The organism is uncultured Brachyspira sp. (genome assembly GCF_934747485.1).
Classification (GTDB): Bacteria; Spirochaetota; Brachyspiria; order Brachyspirales; family Brachyspiraceae; genus Brachyspira.
Genome location: NZ_CAKVGN010000036.1, coordinates 1 through 21,824, shown reverse-complemented (window position 1 = coordinate 21,824; position 21,824 = coordinate 1). Strand labels below are relative to the sequence as shown.

15 protein-coding genes are annotated in these 21,824 nt (G+C 28.8%); 7 read left to right on the top strand and 8 right to left on the bottom strand.

The features are described from left to right. Positions 1 to 42: 42 nt before the first annotated feature. From Q0H31_RS07780 to Q0H31_RS07755, 6 genes are all read right to left on the bottom strand, one after another. The gene (locus Q0H31_RS07780; RefSeq protein ID WP_295296997.1) at positions 43 to 1,074 is read right to left on the bottom strand and encodes a pseudouridine synthase; all 1,032 of its coding nucleotides are present in this window, start codon (positions 1,072 to 1,074) and stop codon (positions 43 to 45) included. Positions 1,075 to 1,413: 339 nt separating this feature from the next. Then, positions 1,414 to 1,839, bottom strand: a complete 426-nt coding sequence (locus Q0H31_RS07775) for an OmpH family outer membrane protein (RefSeq protein ID WP_295296995.1) — start codon at positions 1,837 to 1,839, stop codon at positions 1,414 to 1,416. An 87-nt stretch (positions 1,840 to 1,926) separates the two neighbouring features. Continuing rightward, a complete protein-coding gene (gene bamA, locus Q0H31_RS07770; protein WP_367117129.1) occupies positions 1,927 to 4,506 on the bottom strand; it encodes an outer membrane protein assembly factor BamA in 2,580 nt (859 codons plus the stop codon). Positions 4,507 to 4,541: 35 nt separating this feature from the next. Next, entirely contained in the window at positions 4,542 to 8,987 is a 4,446-nt protein-coding gene (locus Q0H31_RS07765) for a hypothetical protein (protein ID WP_295296993.1), read from the bottom strand. A gap of 142 nt (positions 8,988 to 9,129) precedes the next feature. Continuing rightward, entirely contained in the window at positions 9,130 to 9,843 is a 714-nt protein-coding gene (ispD, locus tag Q0H31_RS07760) for a 2-C-methyl-D-erythritol 4-phosphate cytidylyltransferase (RefSeq protein WP_295296990.1), read from the bottom strand. Beyond that, a complete protein-coding gene (locus Q0H31_RS07755; protein WP_295296989.1) occupies positions 9,830 to 11,671 on the bottom strand; it encodes an MATE family efflux transporter in 1,842 nt (613 codons plus the stop codon). Before Q0H31_RS07755 ends, ispD begins: the two co-directional genes overlap by 14 nt. A 188-nt stretch (positions 11,672 to 11,859) precedes the next feature. Here Q0H31_RS07755 and Q0H31_RS07750 point away from each other — a divergent pair, with 188 nt between their 5' ends. Next, on the top strand, positions 11,860 to 12,834 hold the full coding sequence (locus tag Q0H31_RS07750) for a DNA cytosine methyltransferase (protein ID WP_295296987.1): 975 nt from the start codon (positions 11,860 to 11,862) through the stop codon (positions 12,832 to 12,834). 2 nt (positions 12,835 to 12,836) lie between these two features. Here Q0H31_RS07750 and Q0H31_RS07745 read toward each other — a convergent pair whose 3' ends face one another. Further along, positions 12,837 to 13,610: a hypothetical protein gene (locus Q0H31_RS07745; RefSeq protein WP_295296985.1), complete on the bottom strand. Its 774-nt coding sequence runs from the start codon at positions 13,608 to 13,610 to the stop codon at positions 12,837 to 12,839. 235 nt (positions 13,611 to 13,845) lie between these two features. On the opposite strand from Q0H31_RS07745, the gene Q0H31_RS07740 reads away from it, so the two are divergent. The 6 genes from Q0H31_RS07740 to Q0H31_RS07715 all read left to right on the top strand — a co-directional run bounded on the left by Q0H31_RS07740 (position 13,846) and on the right by Q0H31_RS07715 (position 19,657). Beyond that, positions 13,846 to 14,283, top strand: a complete 438-nt coding sequence (locus tag Q0H31_RS07740) for a polymer-forming cytoskeletal protein (protein WP_295296983.1) — start codon at positions 13,846 to 13,848, stop codon at positions 14,281 to 14,283. A gap of 21 nt (positions 14,284 to 14,304) precedes the next feature. Next, entirely contained in the window at positions 14,305 to 15,096 is a 792-nt protein-coding gene (gene map, locus Q0H31_RS07735; protein WP_295296981.1) for a type I methionyl aminopeptidase, read from the top strand. Between the two features lie 467 nt (positions 15,097 to 15,563). Continuing rightward, entirely contained in the window at positions 15,564 to 15,992 is a 429-nt protein-coding gene (locus tag Q0H31_RS07730; RefSeq protein WP_147731818.1) for a PTS sugar transporter subunit IIA, read from the top strand. Between the two features lie 35 nt (positions 15,993 to 16,027). Then, on the top strand, positions 16,028 to 17,806 hold the full coding sequence (locus Q0H31_RS07725; protein WP_295296978.1) for a beta-galactosidase family protein: 1,779 nt from the start codon (positions 16,028 to 16,030) through the stop codon (positions 17,804 to 17,806). 77 nt (positions 17,807 to 17,883) lie between these two features. Continuing rightward, positions 17,884 to 18,678, top strand: coding sequence for a hypothetical protein (locus Q0H31_RS07720; protein ID WP_295296976.1), 795 nt, complete (start codon positions 17,884 to 17,886; stop codon positions 18,676 to 18,678). Positions 18,679 to 18,694: 16 nt separating this feature from the next. Then, the gene (locus Q0H31_RS07715; protein WP_295296974.1) at positions 18,695 to 19,657 is read left to right on the top strand and encodes an acetylxylan esterase; all 963 of its coding nucleotides are present in this window, start codon (positions 18,695 to 18,697) and stop codon (positions 19,655 to 19,657) included. A gap of 700 nt (positions 19,658 to 20,357) precedes the next feature. Here the strand turns inward: Q0H31_RS07715 and Q0H31_RS07710 are convergent. Next, a complete protein-coding gene (locus Q0H31_RS07710) occupies positions 20,358 to 21,668 on the bottom strand; it encodes an NCS2 family permease (protein WP_295296972.1) in 1,311 nt (436 codons plus the stop codon). Positions 21,669 to 21,824 lie beyond the last annotated feature (156 nt).

Sequence of the window (21,824 nt, the reverse complement as noted above, 5' to 3'; positions counted from 1 at the left end):
TATATTAATAAAGTGATAGCCCTATAACTATTATAGGGCTAATTATTTACTTCTCTTAGATTTCAAATTCTTTTTTAATGGATTTTTAACAGATTTTTTTACAGTTTTTAATTTCTTTTCTTTAACAAAAACAGATTTTTTAGAAGCTAATCTCTTTTTCTTAGGTTTAGCTTTAGCCCATTTAGATTTATCATGCTTCTTTTTCTCTTCTTTTTGTATTTCTTTTTCACTATCTTTTAGAAAATCTTCTTCATTAAACTCTTCATCATCTTTAATATCTTTAATTGTGCTATTAGAAAATAAAGACTCTATTTCTTTGAGCTTTTTATCTTTTTGTTTAAAGAAGAACTCTATTTCTTTTTTTGTTAAATCTCTAATATGCCCAGCTTCTAAAGTACCGGACACATCATCATATTTACTCACACATCCAACAGATATTCTCTCCAAATCAATTACCTTATAACCCAAATAATCAAATATTTTTCTTATCTCCCTGTTTTTACCTTCGTTTATAGTAAGTCGAATTTTGCTTTGTACTCTTCCTTTTGAAAGAATTTTAAATTTAAAAGGAGAATATGTAACATTTTTTATAGTGATGCCGCCGCTTGCTTTTAAAAGAGCTTCGGAATCTATTTTTCCATTAACAGTAACATCATAAACCTTTAATATTTCATAAGAAGGATGCGTGATGATATTAGCAAATTCTCCGTCATTTGTAATAATCATAATTCCGCGGGATTCGGAGTCAAGCCTTCCAGCATAAAAAAGCCTCTCTTTAATACCCTTAAAAAACTCTGTAATAATTCTCCTGCCGGGTAAATATTTAGTAGTGCTCACAACACCCAAAGGCTTATATAAAGCCATATACCTTTTAGTTTGCCTCTCTATAATATTTCTATCTATTGAGACACTGTCTGTTTCTTTAACTCTATAAGCAGGGTCTAATATCACCTGATTATTTACTCTCACCCTTCCAGACATTATAGCTTTCTCGCAATTTCTTCTGCTTGCAAAACCCGATTCTAATATAACCTTAACAAGCCTCACATTTTCTTTATTTGTCTTATTATCCATATTTACTCTCTAATTATTTGTATGCGTTGGATTTTTTATTTGATTAAAAGTAAGCGAATATTTTTTATATAAAAAAGCTCCGCTATAGCCGTATGCGACATAAATGCACCTAACTTTATAGTCAGGTGGGTTCCCCAGAAACATGACCTTGATTTCTCTATACCATATCGCGATAATGGCGAGCCTATCATTAATGCTTCAATCCAGATCCCTTTAGCATTAAATTATACTGGTGCAAGAATGTCATCGCTTCACGTACCAAGCAGAGTATTATTAATATAAAGTTTTTTCTATTATTTGTCAATACTATGCATTTTTAACTAAATAATATTATAATAATTATTTTTTCATAACAGATTCTTTAACATCTTTAATAACAGCATCTGTAATATCAAAATTTCTATCTGCATAAAGAATAGCATACTCAGTTCTCTCGAGTATTAGAGTATAGCCTTCTTTTTTTACTATGCCAAGAAGTGATGAAGCAACCTGTCTTTTAACCTGTCCCCTCAAAGAATTATCTCTCGGATTAGTATTAATTTCTGTATTATTAGTTTCTGCCATATCTCTATTATTTTGCTCTTCCATTTTTAGTTTTAGATTCTCAACAAAAACTTCATCTTTAGTAACTTCTTTTACAACTCTATCTAAATCAACATAACCAACTTTAGTAAGCCTATATGATTGAGTAAAAACTCTCGGACTTATTACAGATATAACCAAAAAAGACAAAAACATTAAGCCAAAAATATAATATTTTTTCATAATTTATTTTCTCCTTTTATACTTTACTGACAAATTATTTATATCATAAAAGTTATAATAAAAACTGCAAAATAGCAATATAATTTTTTAATAGAATGGGTGGTTCATTGTAAAAGCAATTCCCCAGCCTCTGCCAAGCCACTTACCAAGAGGAGAATAAGTATCACCCTCAAAATCTTGAAATCCCTTACCAAATCCAACATCATCTTTATTATAAACAAATCTCTTAGCAAAATAAAATCTAATATTAAATATAGGTATAGTAAGCCTCAAACCAAAACCCACAGAATACATATATTGTGAAGGGTCAAATATATCTTTAATATTCATAAACTGTGAAGGATAATCATAAGTATCTCCATAAGAATTAAGCCCTGTAGAATAAGGAAGCCATAATTGACCTGCATCAAGAAAACCAACAAATCCTAAAGTTTTTGGTATAATAGGCACACGAAGCTCAGCAAAGAATCTCACTTTTGCTCTACCATAACTCCAAGAATCTTTCTGACCGTTTTCATTAGGCAAATCATAAGTGCTTAAGCCTCTATTATGTTTAAATATAGTATATTTAGAAGTATCCCATCCTCTAACATCTTCAAATGGATTAAGATAATAAAGTACATCAGCATCATTTTGAATAGGAAGCCCCGGAATAGCAATAATTTGTCCAATCTCCCCATAAAATGCAAATGAAAGCCATTTAGTTGCAGGCACAGCCAAGAAACCAGTAGCATTTAATCTCATTAATTGAGTATGGTTAAAGTAGAAATCAACCGTACCTCTTAAGAAACTTCCTTTTGTAGGGTTAAGATAATCGTTTCTGCTGTCTCTAAGAAGAGAATAAGATACTATAAAAGTAGTAAACCAATCACTTTGCCATCTTTGGAAACTTCCGTCTTTTTTATCTATTCTTTGAACTAAATATTTCTTAATATCATTTAAAACATAGTCAGGACCTGCAGCTGTTGCACCTTGGTCATACCACTGCTGATACTGCTGTACAATAGTATCAAATGTTAAGAAAGTAGAATAATAATCAAAGAAATAATAACCAACTCTCGCAATACCTTCAAAACCATGTCTTGTATAGTAAGAATATTTAGGAAGACCAAATTGATCGCTTCCTATTTGATAACCTGTATTAACACTTTCATTAAAGTAAGATAAATCAATACCCAAATATATAGGCAAATTAAGCAAATAAGGCTCTGCAAAGTTAACTGCTATTCTCTTTTGAGTCTGACCAAACTCGCCGCTTAAACCTAATTGTAATCCACGTCCTAAAAAGTTGTTTTCTCTTACAGACAAAAACACCTTAAAACCAGAACCAGTAGAAAAACCGCCTCCTCCGGATACCATAGCAGACTTACCATCAGTAACATTAAGCCCAAGCTCCATAAGTCCTTCTGCAGAACCCGGTTTTACGTTAATGTTAATATTGTCAAAGAACTGCGTATTATATAATCGCTCCTGCACACGCTGTATTTTAGCAGAGTTAAATACTTCTCCCGGTTTTATATCAATATATCTCTGTATAACAAAGTCTTTAGTTTTAGTGTTTCCTGCTATTGTAATATTTTCTATATGTGCTTTATCGTTTTCAACTATATCATACATTATATTTACTATCTTGTTTTCTTCATTAACTGATATAACAGGTATAACTTGTCTAAATATATAACCCTTTTCAGAATATTTGTTTTGTATACCCTGATAATCAGACATATGATAAGTGTAATTATATAAAGCACCCTTTTTAGACCTTATGTCTGCCTGTATAACATCTGAAGGTATAACAAAATTGCCTTTAAATCCAATGTCTCCAAAATAATATTTATCACCCTCTGTTATATAAATATCTATAATTAAGTCCTGCTCATTTTTTACCTGAGGGTCTCTCCACTGATAAGTATAGCGTACATTATTTACTTTAGCCCTATAATAACCCCTATCAGCATAATACTTTACTATTTTAGATTTATCTTCTTCAAACTTAAACTCATTAAACTTACCCAAAGATAAGAAGCCATTCTCTTTTGTAGACATTTGTCTCTTTAATTCATTAGGCGAGAAATGCGTATTACCATGAAAGCGAATGCTCGATACCTTAACCTCATTACCCTCTACAATATTCATCTCTATCACAACATCAGAAGCTTCTTTATCTTCTATAACCTTAGGCTCAACATAAGCCTTTAAATATCCTTTATCTTGATAATTAGTGATAATAGCATTAACAGCATCATTTAACTTCTGCGGTATATAAGGGTCGCCAACACGCATTATAGGTTTTATAGCATCATTTAAAGCTGTTCTGCTTAAACGCTTATTTCCATTGTATATTATATCTTTAATAATGAATCTCTCCGCTACAACTATATTAAGTATAATGCCGTCATCTTCCCTTGTAACATCTATAGCAACTCTGTCAAAAGATTCTGTATTAAATAAATTTTTTATAGCGTTATTAACTTCTGTTCTAGAAAATTTACTTCCTTTTTTAATAGGGAAATTATTTTTTACTTGTTCCTCGCTAAGTCTTACTTCCCCTGTAACTATTATGTCTTTAATAGTAAGACCTTCATAAACAGCAATATTTTGTGAAGTTTGTAAATTTTCAAAATCACTTTCAGCCGCACTCAAAAATAAAAAGGCAGCAAAAAGAATAATAACAATAATAATAAGATTTATTCTAAATTTCACTAAAATCTCCACCGTGTAACTATATTAAAGTCTTGACCTGTTCCTTTTATATTGAAAGGGTTTATTTTATACTCAAATACAAAATTTGCAAGTCTGTAATTTTTTAATAAAGACACTTCAAACCCAAATTGATGGTCAAAATAATAAGCATCTACTGGTCTTCCCAATTCGCTCGGTCTTGAAGCATCATTAACTCTGTAAGTAACATCATATTTCAGATATAAATATTTAGAAACATACTTACCTATACCTACGCTTGTGTTATCCCAAACAGAAGAAGCACTAAGATTATTGTTATTCGTAACAAACAATAGGTTATTTACCACCGTAGGACTTAAGTTAATATAATCTATACCTAAAAACTGCCTTACCCAACGTTCAACTGGTCTTAAAACTGTACTTCTCAATATTAAATCACTATAATTCATAGTAAGCTGCTGCAATTGGGCATTATTCATATTGTTAGCAGAGTTTATACTGTTGAAATTTTCGGCATAAACTTGATTTTCTCTATTACCAAAAGTACCCTGAGGTATTCCTGCCAATTGATTAACCTGATACTGTCCAAGCGAAGGTATAGTGTAGAACCTTACAGGAGAAATACCGCCCGTGCTGTCGGTTAATAATTGAGAAACCCTCGCATTCATCTCCATATAAAGTGTAACACTCTCTCCTGAATTTTGATATTCTAAAGAATCAGCAGAAACACTAACATTTGGCGGATAATATTTTTTATATGTAAAAGCAGTGGCTTCTATTATAGGGTCATAGCTATTAACATCAGGGAAAGTTAAAGTACCATTTTCTATTTGATACACATTTTGTAAATAATAAATACTTCCTCTGTCAAAATTAATAGTACCCTCTAACTCTAATCCGTCTCTTAATGTGCTGTATACGCTCATTTTAGATCCGTCTTCAAGATAAACATCGCCAACCAAATTATGTGCTACTCTTACTTGCTGCCAAGCCTCTATAACAAAATCCCAGTAAATCTTACTAGCCATTCCATAAACATGCTCTTTATATGTATTTTGAGGGTTAATAGATAATTGAACATCACTTTTCATTAAAGTTAATGTTCCGCCTATTCTCGGCTCTGCTATATTTCCTCCAACTTGTAAATCAACATGCAAAGGCCCTTTTATTTTTACAATATTAAGATCTAATGAACCGTTTAAAAGACCTAATTGCTCGTCTGATGAAAGCAAATCAAAAGCCATGTAATTTATATTATTTTTGAATATCTCAGCTTCGCCTGTAATAGATAAATTCTTTTTACCCTTGTAAGTAAATGTAAGATTATTTACATTAAACATGTTTCCGTCAAAATTAAAATCTACAACTGTACTGTCGAATACATCAGAGAAATATGCTATTTTTACTTTCTTGCCATGACCCAAAAATCTTCCATTGATTGCAATATCATCTTTAGGTCCATGAACCTTAGCATATAAAGTATAAGGTTTATTATCAACCATAAAATTAGTAGGAGATGACTGTATCTCTGTAAATAATACATTAAATATTTCAAATATTTCTACATTAAGTCTATCGGATGTAAGAAGCAAATCAACTTGTTCCTTACCAGTATCTTTTACAGTGCCGTCAATATTAAGAATATCATAATTATCATAAACATATCTTAACGAAGTTGCACTAACACCGTCTATATTAGAAATGCTTCCATATATACCATGACTTTTATTATTTTCAAAAGTAATATAATCATCATTATATCTCATTATAGTGCCAAACTCAGGCAGCTTTCTTTTATTAATTGTTATAGGAGTTGTCTGTATTCTAAACTCTTTGCTTCCGTCTGCTAAAGAACGCATATTATAATTAATAGTGCCTGAATAAGTGCTCAAATAAAATAATTTATCAACTTCTATAGTCATGTTATGCAAATCTTTTGAAAAGTAAGCATAAGGTATCTTTAATTGTTCTCCGGTTTTCTTAAATGTTCTTGATTTAACGATACCAATAGAGCCTGTTTTACTCATAAGAACATTTTTTATCTCTACTTCATCTGTTTTATAATAGCCAGTTAAAGAAACATCATATCTGTCTCCAAGAATTTCAAAATCTTTTATGTTAAATTTATCTAAATATATAACAGGGTCGTTAAGAAGCCCTATCACAGTAGCATTTGCAGTAATTATACCGTACATTCCGTCAGCTGTAGTAAGATTAAAAGGTAAATCAGATATAGTAAGCTTTCCAAATACATTATTTTGGTTAATAGAAGCATCTAAAGCTACCATTCCATTATTATTAGGGTCTTTAAGCAAAGCCGTAAACTTATTAACCCCATCAGATGAAGAAAGTATTCCCTCTCCAAATATCCTATTGTCGCCATAATCCATTATTATATTTGTAAACACTATGCTTGTATTAGAAAGCTCAAATTGAGTATTTAAAGCAACAACAGGAGAGATGTTTTTATTAAATTTAATGTCTCCATACAAATATAAAGGCTTATTCCTATAATTGTCTATAGATACATCAGCATTAAAAGATATGTCATTAACCTTTAATTCATTAGGTGTTGCTATGTTTAATTCAAAATCTCCATTAGTTGCTATAAAACCATTTGCAACTATTTCTGAGTTTTCAGTAGATGCATATAATATTCTGCTTCCGTTAGTAGCTGTAAGGGTAAAACCATTCAAATTGTAATTACCAATAGGAGTTTTCACGTTTCCATTAGCTTTCACATTAAAATTTTTATCGTATTCTATAACAGCATTAGCATTAATTCCCCCATCTTCTGAAAGCCTATAAAATATATCATTAATTTCTACCTTATTCCTGTAAGCTAAAGCACCTACTCTGATTAAATATTCCTCTGTATAAATTTTTCGCGAAGATACATTTAATGCATGAACATTTCCCTTTCCATCTGTATATGAAGCATTGCTTAAACTATATTTAACATTTAGAGAAGACAAATTATCAATAGGATTTCCTCCCAAAAATACAACAAATAATTCCTGAGGTATAATGCCGTCAGCATCTACTAATACAGCCCTCGTATTGTCTAATGATATATCAACATCAAAAGGGTCTATATATTTGTTGCCGCTCAAATTCATTTTTATATATTTGTCTTTTTTCATATACCTTACAACCCATTTTAAAGGATATTTTAAGGCATTCTCATAAGATAATTCAGATATTATAAAACTCGAAGATATCTCTTCATCATTAACTTTTATAGGTTTTAAAGATAATGAAGCAGAGAGCCTATTAACCCCAGCAGATAATTCATTAACATTCAAACTTAATACACTGGAAACAGGGTCATTTAAAGGAACTATGCCGCTTAGAACTATGCTGCCATCTAAAGCGTTGATATTAACATTAGATAATATTAAATTGTTATTAGTAATTTTTGCATCAGCATATAAATTAAATAATTTGTCTTTTGCACTAATATCAAAATCAATATATATATCTTTATCAATCTCATAATTTCCATAAGCATTAATATTTACATAATCAAAACGATTAATAGCATTACTAATCATTTTTATATTATCATCATCAGGCTTTATTGCATTGTATATTATAGGAGTATCTAATGCTATGTTTACAAACTTATAAACTGTGTTTTTATCTATATTGGCATCTAAAAGCTCAAAGTTAAGTTTTTTCTTATTATAGTTATAATTAATATTTAATAAATCATCTTTTTCTGTGTTTTTTAAATTTAATTCTAAAAAATCATTATTATTAGTTGCATTTATATCATATTTAAATAAATCTCTTTCGCTGTCTTTAGCACTGATTATGCATGTTAAAAAAGATAAATTAGGATTAACTTCTGTAGAAAAATTTAAAACTGTTTCATCTGGAAGATTTAAGTTATAAGTGAGAAAATATTTATATGACCTAAAGTTTCCATTAAGAGATGTGATAGAAACTTGAGATATATTTCCCTCTTTATCTTCTATTTTTGTGTTGAAATTTCTAACAATTATACTTTTATCTAATAATATATCTGTAACATTTTTAATAATTTCTTTATAATCAGTATTAGCATTGGTGTTAGATTGAAAAATGGAAGTATCCAAAAACTCAGGATAAAAATCAGCCTTAGTAACATCAACGTCGCTAAGCATATAAAATATATCTTTTTTTATAAAAAGTCTTAAAGGATTAAACTTCAAAAAAGCCCTCTCCATACTTGCAAACTCTTTATCATTGCCTTTGGAATAAAGCTTTACATTGTCAAGAATAATCTCTAATCTAAATGATAAACTTATATCCTCTATATGTATATTAATAGGAGCTACTTTATTTACATAGGATATTATATTATCTAAATATTTTTGTTTATTTGAAAATACAAAAGAAATACTAAACAAACTCGGAATTAGAAAAGCTATCAAGGTAGTAGCTAAATAAAGTTTAAAACGCGAGTGCTTTTTAGTACGCACTCATATACCTCCGTAAGGCTATATAAAAGTAACTAATATAATAACCTATTTTAACAAAAATTGTTATATAAAATTTTCGGATATATACTTATTAAAATATATCTTGTATAATACAAAAAACATATATATTAAATATACAAAATTATATCCCTTTTAGTTTTTTAAAAATAGATAAATCTTCTTTATTTGTTATTTTTATATTATTTGATGAACATTCTATAATTCCAACTTTTCCCGAGTATTTACTGTATATTTCAGCATCATCTGTTGCTAATTTTTTGTTTTTTGCATTCATGTATTTATTAATAGCTTTTAAGTATTTATTAAAATTAAATGCTTGAGGTGTGGCTGCTCTGTATAAATAGGTTCTATCTATAGTTTCTGTGATATTTTTATTATCATCAACTTTTTTTATAGTGTCTGTTACTTTAGAAGCGAGTATTGCAGCATCATTTTTTAATATGTAATTATAAAGGCTTAATATTTCCTTTTTAGTTACTAATGGTCTTACACCGTCATGAATAAATACATAATCAGTTTTTATATTGTTATCATTTAAATATTTAATTGCATTGTAAACCGAATAAACTCTCTCACTTCCGCCTTCTATATAATGAAAGATTTTTTTAATAGTATTACTTATACAATCTTCTTTCTCTATATATTTTTTTATGTTATTTATCTCATCTTTTGAACTTACTAAAACAATATTATTAAATTTAAACTTTAACATATTGATTAAAGTATGTATAAATATAGGTTTATTATCAACTTTGATAAATTGTTTTTTTATTTTTCCGCCAAATCTTTTCGACTGCCCCGCTATAAGCAAAATTAATGTATTATAATTCTTCATTTTTATTATTCTTTAAATTTCTTCTCTCTTCAATTTTTCTTTCTTTTTCAATTTTTCTCTCTTCTCTAAGTTTATGCCTTGCCTCTCTTCTTAGTCTTACATTTTCAGATATCTCTCTTTTCTTAGCCTCTTTTTCTTTTTTCCTCTCTTCATTATATTTTCTGCGTTCTTCATTCATCTTCTCTCTATTTTGTTTTATCTCTTCAATCTGCCTTTTCCACTCAGCAACATCTTTTGCTCTCCTTTCTTCTCTCTCTCTTATTCGCTCTTCTCTCTCTTCCATTCTTTTTAATCTTTCTTCTTCTCTTTTTTCGAACTTTGACAATTTAACCGGGTCTGTAATATTTTTAATTTTATTTTTTAATTTTAATGTATAATCTTTTCTCTTTCCAATATTTTTAGGGAAGAATCTTGCACCAAGCTCATCGACAAATAATTTTGCCCTAAGCATGAATATATTCTGTGTCTGCATGTTAATAACAGATACCCAAGGCACTCTTGATAAAATAACAAGTGCTATAACGCCCGACATAGTATTAGAGAATAAATTGCCCCAAAATACAGACCAATACTGAATATATTTTGAAGTAATTAAAATAAAAATATATCTAAGAAGCCATATTCTAAGTATGCTTATAAAAAGCGGTATCCTCGTTCTTCCAAGTCCAATCAAAGCTCCCTGCACAACCATTGTAATACCGAAGCCCAAAACCGATAAAGCATATATAGGCAAAGACCTATTAGCTACATATAAATCCTCTACTTCCCTCGTAAAAAGTATAGTAATATGCGGAGATAATGGTATTATAATTATTATAAGCAAAACAGCTGTAATAGCACTCATCAATATACCCATATAACAAGACTTTCTAGCCTTATCAGCATATTTAGCACCAATATTCATACTCACCATAGTTGTAACAGCCGAACCAAAAGCAGCAGGCAAATTAAAACAAACAGCAGTTATATTATTAGCAATACCCTGACCATTAAGTATAGCAGCTCCATACTTTTCTACTTCGCTGTTTATTAAAAAGAATCCCAAATTGCTTAAAAAAGTTGTAAGCATAGAAGGAACCCCTATAACCATAAGTTCTTTTAATATAGTAAAATCAAATTTAAAATCTTTTAAACTTAATTTATCATCGCTCTCTTTTATAAACAAATCATAATACATCCAAATACTAACTATACCATATGTAGAAAATGAAGATAAAACACTTCCTACAATTTTTAGATGCAAGAAATATACATAAACAAAATTGAATATAATCTTTAATATAAGGAGTAAAACCATTCTTATAAAAGTAGCTTCTGGTTTACCGCTTGCATTTTTAAGACCATTATATATAGCAGCCATAAAAGTCATAGGCATAACAAAACTATATAATGACAAATATTGAAAAACATTCTCTTTAACGCCGGGCTGTAAGTTCATAGAAACAAGTATGCTTACAACATATAAAGTTGGCCCCATAGCTATACCAAATAATACTCCTGCAACAACTATCTGTGTGGAAATCTTTTTGGCATTTTTAAAATCTCCAATACCATTATACTGTCCAACTATTGCCATAGCCGCAACACCCAAACCTTGCGATAGTGCTGTCATCATATTAATAATAGGCTCTGCAAAGTTTACGCTGCTTGCTATGATTGTACCTGTAACATTATTTAAAAAAAGTCCGTCCATAAGAGGCATCATTGACTGCACCAAGCCCATCATAAGCGTTGGAATAGAAAGCATTATTAATGTATTTGTTATAGAACCATGAAGTATTAAATCTCTTCTTGCCTCTGTAGACTGGCTTTTAAAAAAGTTGACCATATATTTCCTTCTAATTGCTGTATAATATAATTTGATTACTAAAGAATATTATAACAATAATAAAAAACTTTTAAAGATATTTTTAATTAATTTTATATTTATATTCTACTAAAAATTAAATATCTTGATTTTTAATATAAATATATTAAACTTGGTAAAAAAACTAATATAATTTATAACCAAATAAAATGATAGAAATTAGAGAAAAATTATTAAAAAATAAAACATTTATAGATTTATTTGCTGGATTAGGTGGATTTAGAATAGCATTAGAATCACTTGGTGCTAAATGTGTATATTCAAATGAATGGGATAAATTTGCAAAAGAAGTATATTATGATAATTTTGGTGATATTCCAGATGATGATATAACAAAGGTTGATGAGCGATTGATACCAGATCATGATATATTATGTGCGGGTTTTCCTTGTCAATCATTTTCAATAAGCGGTAAACAAAATGGGTTTGATGATGACAGAGGAAATCTATTTTTTGATATAATAAGAATAATAAAACATAAAAACACAAAAATTATATTTATGGAAAATGTAAAAAATTTAGTTAGTCATAATAATGGAAAAACATTATTAACTATTAAAAATGAAATACAAAAATTGGGATATAGTTTTTATTATAAAGTTTTAAATGCCACTGATTATGGCATACCGCAAAAAAGAGAAAGAATTTATATAGTTTGTTTCAGAAATGATCTAAATATAAAAAATTTTAAATTTCCAGAACCTGTAAAATTGATGAAGCATTTAGAAGATTTATTATTAGATAATAATCAAATACCAAATAATTTTTATATTAATAGAGATGATATCGTTATAAAAAATACTAAAGATAATCAATATAGTAACAAATCTATAAAATTAGGTATAGTGAACAAAGGTGGTCAAGGCGAAAGAATATATAGCACAAAGGGGGTTGCTATAACATTATCTGCTTATGGAGGTGGAGTATTTTCCAAAACAGGCGGATATTTTATAGATGGTAAATATAGAAAACTTATGCCAAGAGAATGTGCAAGAATTATGGGATATCCAGATAGTTTTAAAATAATAAATAATAGAAATCAAGCATACAAGCAATTTGGAAATTCTGTTGTTATAGATGTTTTACAATATATAGCAATACAAATAGCGAAACATATTTCGTAATATTATTTTATATCTTCTAAAAATAATTTTAAATCATTTTCATCTTGTTCTTTTTTTATTAATTCTATGGAAAAAATCACATTTGGGTTATTTGTATTTGATAATCTTCTTATTTTGTATAAATCTTTCTCTACTAATTTAAATTGATATGTATATATCTCTCCTTTTAACTTCTCATTTATATTATATTTAGTTTTTATAAATATTTTTCCTTTTTTTTCTACAAATGTAAAATCTATATTATTTAATAGTGATTTTATTTCATCAAAGTTATTTTTAGTTATATTTGAAGATCCGCTTTTTTTAACTCTATAACAAGCACTTATATTAAAATAATTATCAATATTATCTAGAGGAATTATAATATAATTATTAGAATTAACTTTAGTAATAAAATATTTTACATTTTTTAGTTTATAAAAATTTTTAACCCAAGAATAAAAAATATTAGTATCTAATATTATATCAATAGGTTTAGATGTTACGTTAGTAAATAAATGAAAATTATTATTCATATATGTTATTATGCAATCAGAATATTTGTTTATTGACGTTTTATTTTTATTAGAATAAATAAATTCATTATTTTCTTCTAAAACTACAAATTGTCCGCATTGTGATTTAATTGATTTTACTTCTATATAAAAATTTTTATTTTTTACTTTTATATCTGAAATGTTAGAATTATGTAAACCTTCTAAAATAAATTTATTTCCATGATTATTAGTTAAATATAAAAAACATTCTTTTTCATTAATTTCCCAAGATTTATCCATAATTATTAATATTCTAATAATAAAATAATAGCTGCATTAATTAACGTAATAAAATAAAATATATGAAGTGTTTTTATATTATAAAAATTTTGAATATACAATAAAAAATAGACAAAATTTTAATTACTTTCACATATATTAACATTTGTAAAATATATTAAAAATGTATAAACTTGACATTTTAGTTTTATACTTATAAAATCAAAATGAAGTATAAATTTGGAGTGTGATTATTATGTCAAAAAGAGAGATGATTAATAGTATAATAGGTGAAGGTTCATATTTCAAAGGAACTTATATAGTAAAAGGTTCGTTTCAAATAGACGGCAAATTTGAAGGGGATTTAAAAATAGACGGGCATTTAATAATAGGTACTAACGGCAAGGTAAAGACAAGCACTATTATTACAGACAGCATAACAATAGCAGGTACTTTAATAGGTAATATATCAGCTTCAAATGAAGTAGTATTAATAGAAACCGGAAGAGTTTTAGGAAACATAGAAGCTCCTAAGATAGATGTAGGAGAGGGTGCTGTTATACAGGGCGAGATGACTATTACAGGCGGCCAGAAAAAGAATATTACAAAAATAGTAGAAGATTCTTTTAGTGATAAGGTTGAGGCAGAAAATACTTTTGAAAATACAAATAATACAGAGAATCAATCACATTAATAAATAAAGGAAAGCTTTAAAATGGCTATTAAAATAAAAACACAATCAGAAATAAATTTAATGCGTGAAAGCGGACATATATTGGCAAATGTATTTAAAGAAGTTGCTAAAATTGTTGAGCCAGGAATATCTACAAAAGAGCTTGATAAGTTTGTGTATGATTATATAAGAAAACAAAATGCAAAGCCTTCTTTTAAGGGATACGGCAATCCGCCTTTTCCTGCTTCAATATGTGCTTCTATAAATAATGAAGTAATACATGGCATACCAAGTAAAAAAAGAGTATTAAAAGACGGCGATATAATAGGGCTTGATATAGGTGTTTATTATAAGGGGTATCATTCAGACAGAGCATTTACTTTTAAGGTGGGAAATGTATCTGATGAAGCTTCAAGACTTGTAGATACAACTATGGAATCTTTTTTTAATGGTATAAAACAAATAAGAGATGGTGTTCATTTGGGAGATGTTTCTTACGCCATACAAAAAACTGCTGAAGATGCTGGTTATTCTTTGGTGAGAGAGTTTAATGGTCATGGGGTTGGAGCTAATTTGCATGAAGAGCCTGCTGTTCCAAATAGAGGCAAAAAAGGTTTTGGACCTGTGTTAAAAACTAATATGGTAATAGCAATAGAGCCTATGGTTAATATGGGTCATCATGGCATATATATTGAAGATGATGATTGGACTGTTGTTACAAGAGACGGTTCTTTGTCGGCACATTATGAACATACTGTTGCTGTTAAAGAAGATGGAGTAGAGATACTTACTGCTTTAGAAGACGATGAAATAGTAAAAAAATATTTTTCTTAAATTTGCAAAATAATAAAATCTATTAAAAAATATTTTACATCGCATAAGCTATATTTTTTATGTGATGTAAATATGTATTTTAAGAAAATAATAAAATACCCAACAAAAACTTATATCATATAAATAATATTTATTAAAAAAATATAAATGAATATTTTTTAAAGGGTTCATTTTTATAATACTTTTATATTATATAAAAATATATAAATATTCATTATGATATTAATAATTTTATTTTAATCTTGTTTTAATTTAATTTTTTATAACATTTTTTATAGATATATTGATTTTTTTGTACTTTATGCTATCATTAAATCGATAGAAAAAATGATTAATTTGTTAAAATTAAAATATTATTTTTTATTAGTCCACATTGTAAGTTTTCAAGTACTTTCAAATAAAATTACTTTTAATCATTTAAAATCAGTTTTTGCTTTAAAATTTATAATAAAGGAGTAATAATTATTATGGAAATATTGTTAGTTTCTCACAAAGGTATTGCTTCAGGCATGAAATCTGCAATGAAGATGATAATTGGGGAAGACTCTCAAGAGCTTAAAATATTAGAACTTACAGAAGAAGAGGGAATAGATATATTTTCTAAAAACTTAGAAGAATCTATAACAAATTGGCTTTCAGATGAAAATAAAAAAGGCATTATATTTGCTGATCTTAATGGCGGTGCTCCGTATAATCAAATTGATGGTATTTTGCAAAAGCATAATTTAAAAGACAGAGTTAAAGTTATTACCGGTATGAATCTTGCTATTATTATAGATGCCTTATATAAAGACATTGATGTAAATAATTCAGATGAAATATATGAGATTATGAAGGCAGGAAAAGAAGCAATATTATGTATGGATTTAGATTCTAATACAAGTGATAATAGATAAATTAGCTATACAAAAATTAAAATAGGGATATTGAAATGAGTATTTTTGAAGTTAAAGAAGAATTTATATTAAACGGCAAGCCCATAAAAATTTTATCTGGAGCTATTCATTATTTTAGATTTGTAAAAGAATATTGGCAAGATTGTCTTTATAATTTAAAAGCAGCAGGATTTAATACTGTTGAAACATATATACCTTGGAATATTCATGAGGTAGATGAAGGAGTTTTCGATTTTTCCGGCAATAAAGATATAGCATCTTTTATTAAGCTTGCACAGAAAATGGATTTATTAGTTATATTAAGACCTACTCCTTATATATGTGCTGAGTGGGAATTCGGCGGGCTTCCTGCATGGCTTTTAAGATATGATAATATTAAAGTTCGCACTAATACAGAATTATTTTTAAGCAAAGTTGATGCTTACTATAAAGAATTATTTAAACATATTGCAGATTTACAAATTACTAAGAATGGTCCTGTAATTATGATGCAGATTGAAAATGAGTATGGTTCATTTGGCAATGACAAAGAGTATCTTAAAGCTTTAAAAAACATTATGATTAAATATGGTGCGGAAGTTCCTTTATTTACTTCTGATGGAGCTTGGGACGCTGTTTTGGAAGCTGGAACATTGGTAGATGATGGAATATTAGCTACTGTTAATTTTGGTTCTAAGGCTAAAGAAAGTTTTGATGATACAAAAAAATTCTTTGAAAGAAAAGGCATAAAAAAGCCATTAATGTGTATGGAATTTTGGGACGGTTGGTTTAACTTATGGAAAGAGCCTATAATCAAAAGAGATGCTAATGATTTTATTATGGAAGTGAAAGAAATTTTAAAAAGAGGCAGCATCAATTTATATATGTTTATAGGAGGAACTAATTTCGGCTTTTATAATGGTACATCTGTAACGGGTTATACTGATTTTCCTCAAATTACATCTTATGATTATGATGCCGTTCTCACGGAATGGGGAGAGCCTACAGAGAAATTTTATAAACTTCAGAAACTTATAAATGAATTATACCCGGAAATAAAAACTTTTGAGCCTAAAGACCATAAAAGAGCAGATTTCGGCGAGGCAAAACTTAAAGATAAAACTTCATTATTTTCAGTTGTAGATAAAATATCAAAATGTCAGAAAAGCGATGCCCCTATCACTATGGAAAAAGCAGGAAGCGGATATGGTTATATGCTTTACAGAACTAAAGTAAAAGGCTTTGATAATAACATGAATGTGAGAGCTGTTGGGGCTTCAGACAGAGTTCATTTTTATTTGAATGGAGAATATAAAGGCGTTAAATATCAAGATGAGCTTATAGAACCTATTGAAATGCATTTTAATAATGGAGATAATATATTAGAATTATTGGTTGAGAATGTAGGACGTGTTAATTATGGTTATAAGCTTCAGGAATGCAGCCAAGTTAAGGGTATTCGTATAGGAGTTATGGCTGATATACATTTTGAAACAGGCTTTGAGCAATATGCTTTATCTCTTGATAATATAAAAGATGTGGATTTCAGCTCTAAATGGATAGAAAATACTCCTTCATTTTACAGATATGAATTTGAAGTTAAGGAAGCTGCAGATACTTTCCTTGATTGTTCTAAACTTGGAAAGGGTGCGGCATTTATAAATGGGTTTAATTTAGGAAGATATTGGAGTGAAGGACCTGTATGTTACTTATATATACCTGCTCCTCTTTTAAAAACGGGATTAAATGAAATTATAGTATTTGAAACAGAGAATGTATTATCTGAGAGTTTGGCACTTAAAGATAAACCTACTTATAAAGAAATAAAAAAATAATATAAGGTAAAAATTTATTATACCGATAGTTAATAGTAAGAACCTTAATTAAAACTATAATTTGCAGTGTAATATCTATGAAACATTTTTTATTTATATTTTTATTTTTTTGTTTATCTTTATATTCTCAAACAAATACAGCTACTACAAGTTTAAGAATAGATACTAATTTTTTTATGTCATCTTTTAACGGTAAATTACAGCCTGCTTGGGTTTATATAGGAGAGGCTAAAAGGGCTATAAACAATGGTGATACTTCTTATGCTCTATTTGTTATGAATAAAACTTTATTATATTATCCTGAAAACGCTGATGCTCATTATTTTTTGGGTGTGATATATGAAAGCGAAGCAGGAAGCCCTGCAGAGCAAGGCGGAATTGCTACATACCGTTTGGCTGTAGAAGAATATAAAAAATCAATACAATTTGCAAATAATTTAACTATACCTTCATATAAATATGATGCTTACTTTAATTTGCTTGACATATATGAAAAACTCATAGACCAAACTAATTATGCTAATACAGAACAAGAAATTATTAATATGGCTGAAAGAAGCTATAATAAAATGGAAAAAGGAAGAATATATTTTAAATTGGCAGAACATTATGATGCAAGAAACAGAAGAACTTCAGCAATTGATTATTATAGACAAGCATATTTAAATGGCTACAGACAAAAGCTATCATTGTTTAGAATATCTATAATTTATAGAAAGATGCGTAATTATGTGCAAGAAAAAGAGACTCTTATGCTTGCAAGCGGATACAGTTTTGATAATGAAGAGCCTTCCAACTTTGAAGTTGAAAAGATTATTATAAATAGATTAGAACAGCTTAAAAATGTAAAAATACCTAAAAAAATATATTAAAAAATAGGAAATAATAATGGCTTTTTTTGATTTATCTTTAGATGAACTTTATAAGTATAAAGGAAGTTCTAAAGAGCCAAACGATTTTGAGAGTTTTTGGCTTAGCACTATAAAAGAAAATAATCATAAATCAGAAGCAAAATATAATTTAATACAAACGCATTTAAAACTTTTTGATGTTTGGGAAGTAAGTTTTTTAGGATATAAGAAACATGCAATAAAGGGCTGGTATATAGCACCAAAAAACAGCAGCAAATTAACTTGCATAATGCATTATTTAGGTTATGGAAGCGGCAAAGATTTACCTATTAATCATATAATTTTTCCGTCTGCAGGATATAGTGTATTTGTAATGGAGACAAGAGGACAAGGTGCTGAGTCTGGAAATGGAGCTTCAACAGCTGACCCTGAGGGATATGGAGTGCATGCTGACGGATTCCTCACAAAGGGCATATTAGATAAAAATGATTATTATTATAGAAGAGTATTTATAGATGCTCTAAAAGCTATAGAAGCAAGTAAAGAGCATCCATTAACAGAAAAAATAGTTATAAACGGAGGCAGCCAAGGAGGCGGAATATCATTAGCTGCTTGTGCTTTGAGCGAGCTTTCAAATATAAAAATAGAAGCTATGATGGCAGATGTTCCTTTTTTATGCGATTATAAAAGAGCTTCTACAATCACAGATACTTTACCATATAATGAAATAGCAAGATACTGCAAAACAAATAGAGATAAAGAAAATATTGTTTTTAATACGCTTTCATATTTTGACGGAGTATTTTTTGCCAAGAGAGCTAAAGCAAAAGCATTATTTTCTGTTGGACTTATGGATATAATAGTTCCTCCTTCTACTGTATTTGCCGCATACAATAATTATGCCGGAGATAAAGCTATTGAAGTTTATACTTTTAATGGTCATGAAGGCGGGGATAATTATCATACAGAAAAGAAGCTATATTTTTTGAGCAGATTATAATATTTTTAAAGTATACTAAAACAAATAACTTTTATCATTTTTTATTTTAGTTATTTGCAGGGCTTTGCCCCGCACCCCAGTTCTTTTGTTGCCACAAAGAACCAAAAAGGCTGCATTTTTTAGCTTGAAATGTTGGTATTACAATATAGTTTATACATATTCCAAACATACAAAGCTATAGTACTTGCGTTTTTTGCAACTTTTTTGAGCGACAAAAAAGTTGATAGAAAATTATTGTTTCAATATACGATGAAAATTTTTAAGTTTGTCAAAATTTAGTTTTTATTTTTTTATTGTTATCGGTGGCTAGCCCCGCACCCCCAGTTCTTTTGTCGCCATAAAGAAGCAAAAAGACTGCATTTTTATTATAAATTTTATAATTTAATTGTACATTAAAAGGCACTCCCCCGCATGCCTGAAAAGTTATAATTAAAGCATAGCATTACCGTGCGGCAAGGTGGTACAGCTCGTACGCGGGAAAAAGAACAATATAATTTTTATGCTTTTTTATTTGTGGGGACTAGTCCCCACACCCCTACTTCTTTTGCGACCGAAGGAAGTGCCGGAGGCGTGACCCAAAGAAGCAAAAGGACTGCAATTTTAATCTAAGATATAAATATATTTTGTTAATTCGTTAAAAAATAAAAGCCCTGAAAATCAATTCAAGGCTTTTTATTTAGATTCTATTTAATAATCTATTTTATGCTAACATCTTAGAAATAACAGGCATTAAAATCTTTATTAATAAAAGAGCAGACAATATCCAAGTGAATAATGTAATCTCTTTTGTTCTTCCTGTTAATAATTTCAATAAAGTAAAAGCCAATATACCAAAAGTTATTCCCTCAGCAATGCTATAAGCAAAAGGCATAAATATAATACAAACAAAAGAAGGTATAGCTTCAGTATAATCTGTAAGGTCAATTTCTAATATAGGAGTCATCATAAACAAGCCAACTATTATAAGGGCAGGAGCAGTGGCAGCACTAGGTATAGACAAGAATATATGTGATAAGAATAATGATATAGTAAATAATACAGCAGCTACAACAGCAGTAAGTCCAGTCTTTCCACCCTCAGCAACACCAGAAGCACTTTCAACATAAGTGGTAACAGTAGAAGTACCCATACAAGCACCGAATATAGTTCCAACAGCATCTGCAAATAAAGCCTGCTTACAGCGAGGAACTTCTCCGCTTTTTGTAAGCATATTAGCCTTTGTACAAACACCAACCAATGTACCTACAGTATCAAACATATCTACAAAAAGAAAAGTAAATAACACTATAAACATATTAGGGTGAAAAATATTAGCAAAGTCTAACTTGAAAGCAACAGGCTCTAAAGAAGGAGGAGCAAAACTTGCATAAGGTGAAAGCTGAGTAATTCCCATAGGTATTCCTATTAATGTTGTTAATAATATACCAATCAATATAGCCCCTTTTACATTGTATGCAAGAAGAAGAGATGTTATTAATAAACCTATTATAGCAAGAAGCGGAGAGCCTGAAGTAATATCTCCTAATGAAATTAATGTTGCATCATTATTAATTATAATTTTAGAGTTCTGAAGACCAATGAATGCAATAAATAAACCTATACCGACAGATATAGCTCTTTTCATATTAAGAGGTATGCTGTTTACGATAGCCTCTCTTACATTGAAAATAGTTAAAACTAAAAATATAATACCTTCAATAAAAACTGCAGTTAAAGCAGTTTGCCAGCTATAGCCCATACCAAGTACAACAGTATAAGCAAAGAAAGCATTAAGACCCATACCCGGAGCTAAAGCAAAAGGTAAATTAGCCAATAGTCCCATAATTAAAGTGGCAACTATAGAAGACACTACTGTAGCAGTAAATACAGCCCCCTTATCCATACCAGTAGCACTGAGTACGCTAGGGTTTACAGCTAATATATAAGCCATAGTCATAAATGTAGTAATACCAGCTATGATTTCGCTTTTTACATTAGTACCATTTTCCTTTAATTTGAAAAACTTTTCCATAAATAATCCTTATAATAATTTTTTAATAAAGAAACAATATATATATTTTTTGTTATTATTGCAATAGAATATTTTGATATTATTTGCACAGGAGCCAGACATATTGCAGTTAGGAATTCCTTAATTTCTTAAAGTATAGCATAGGTGTATCATAAT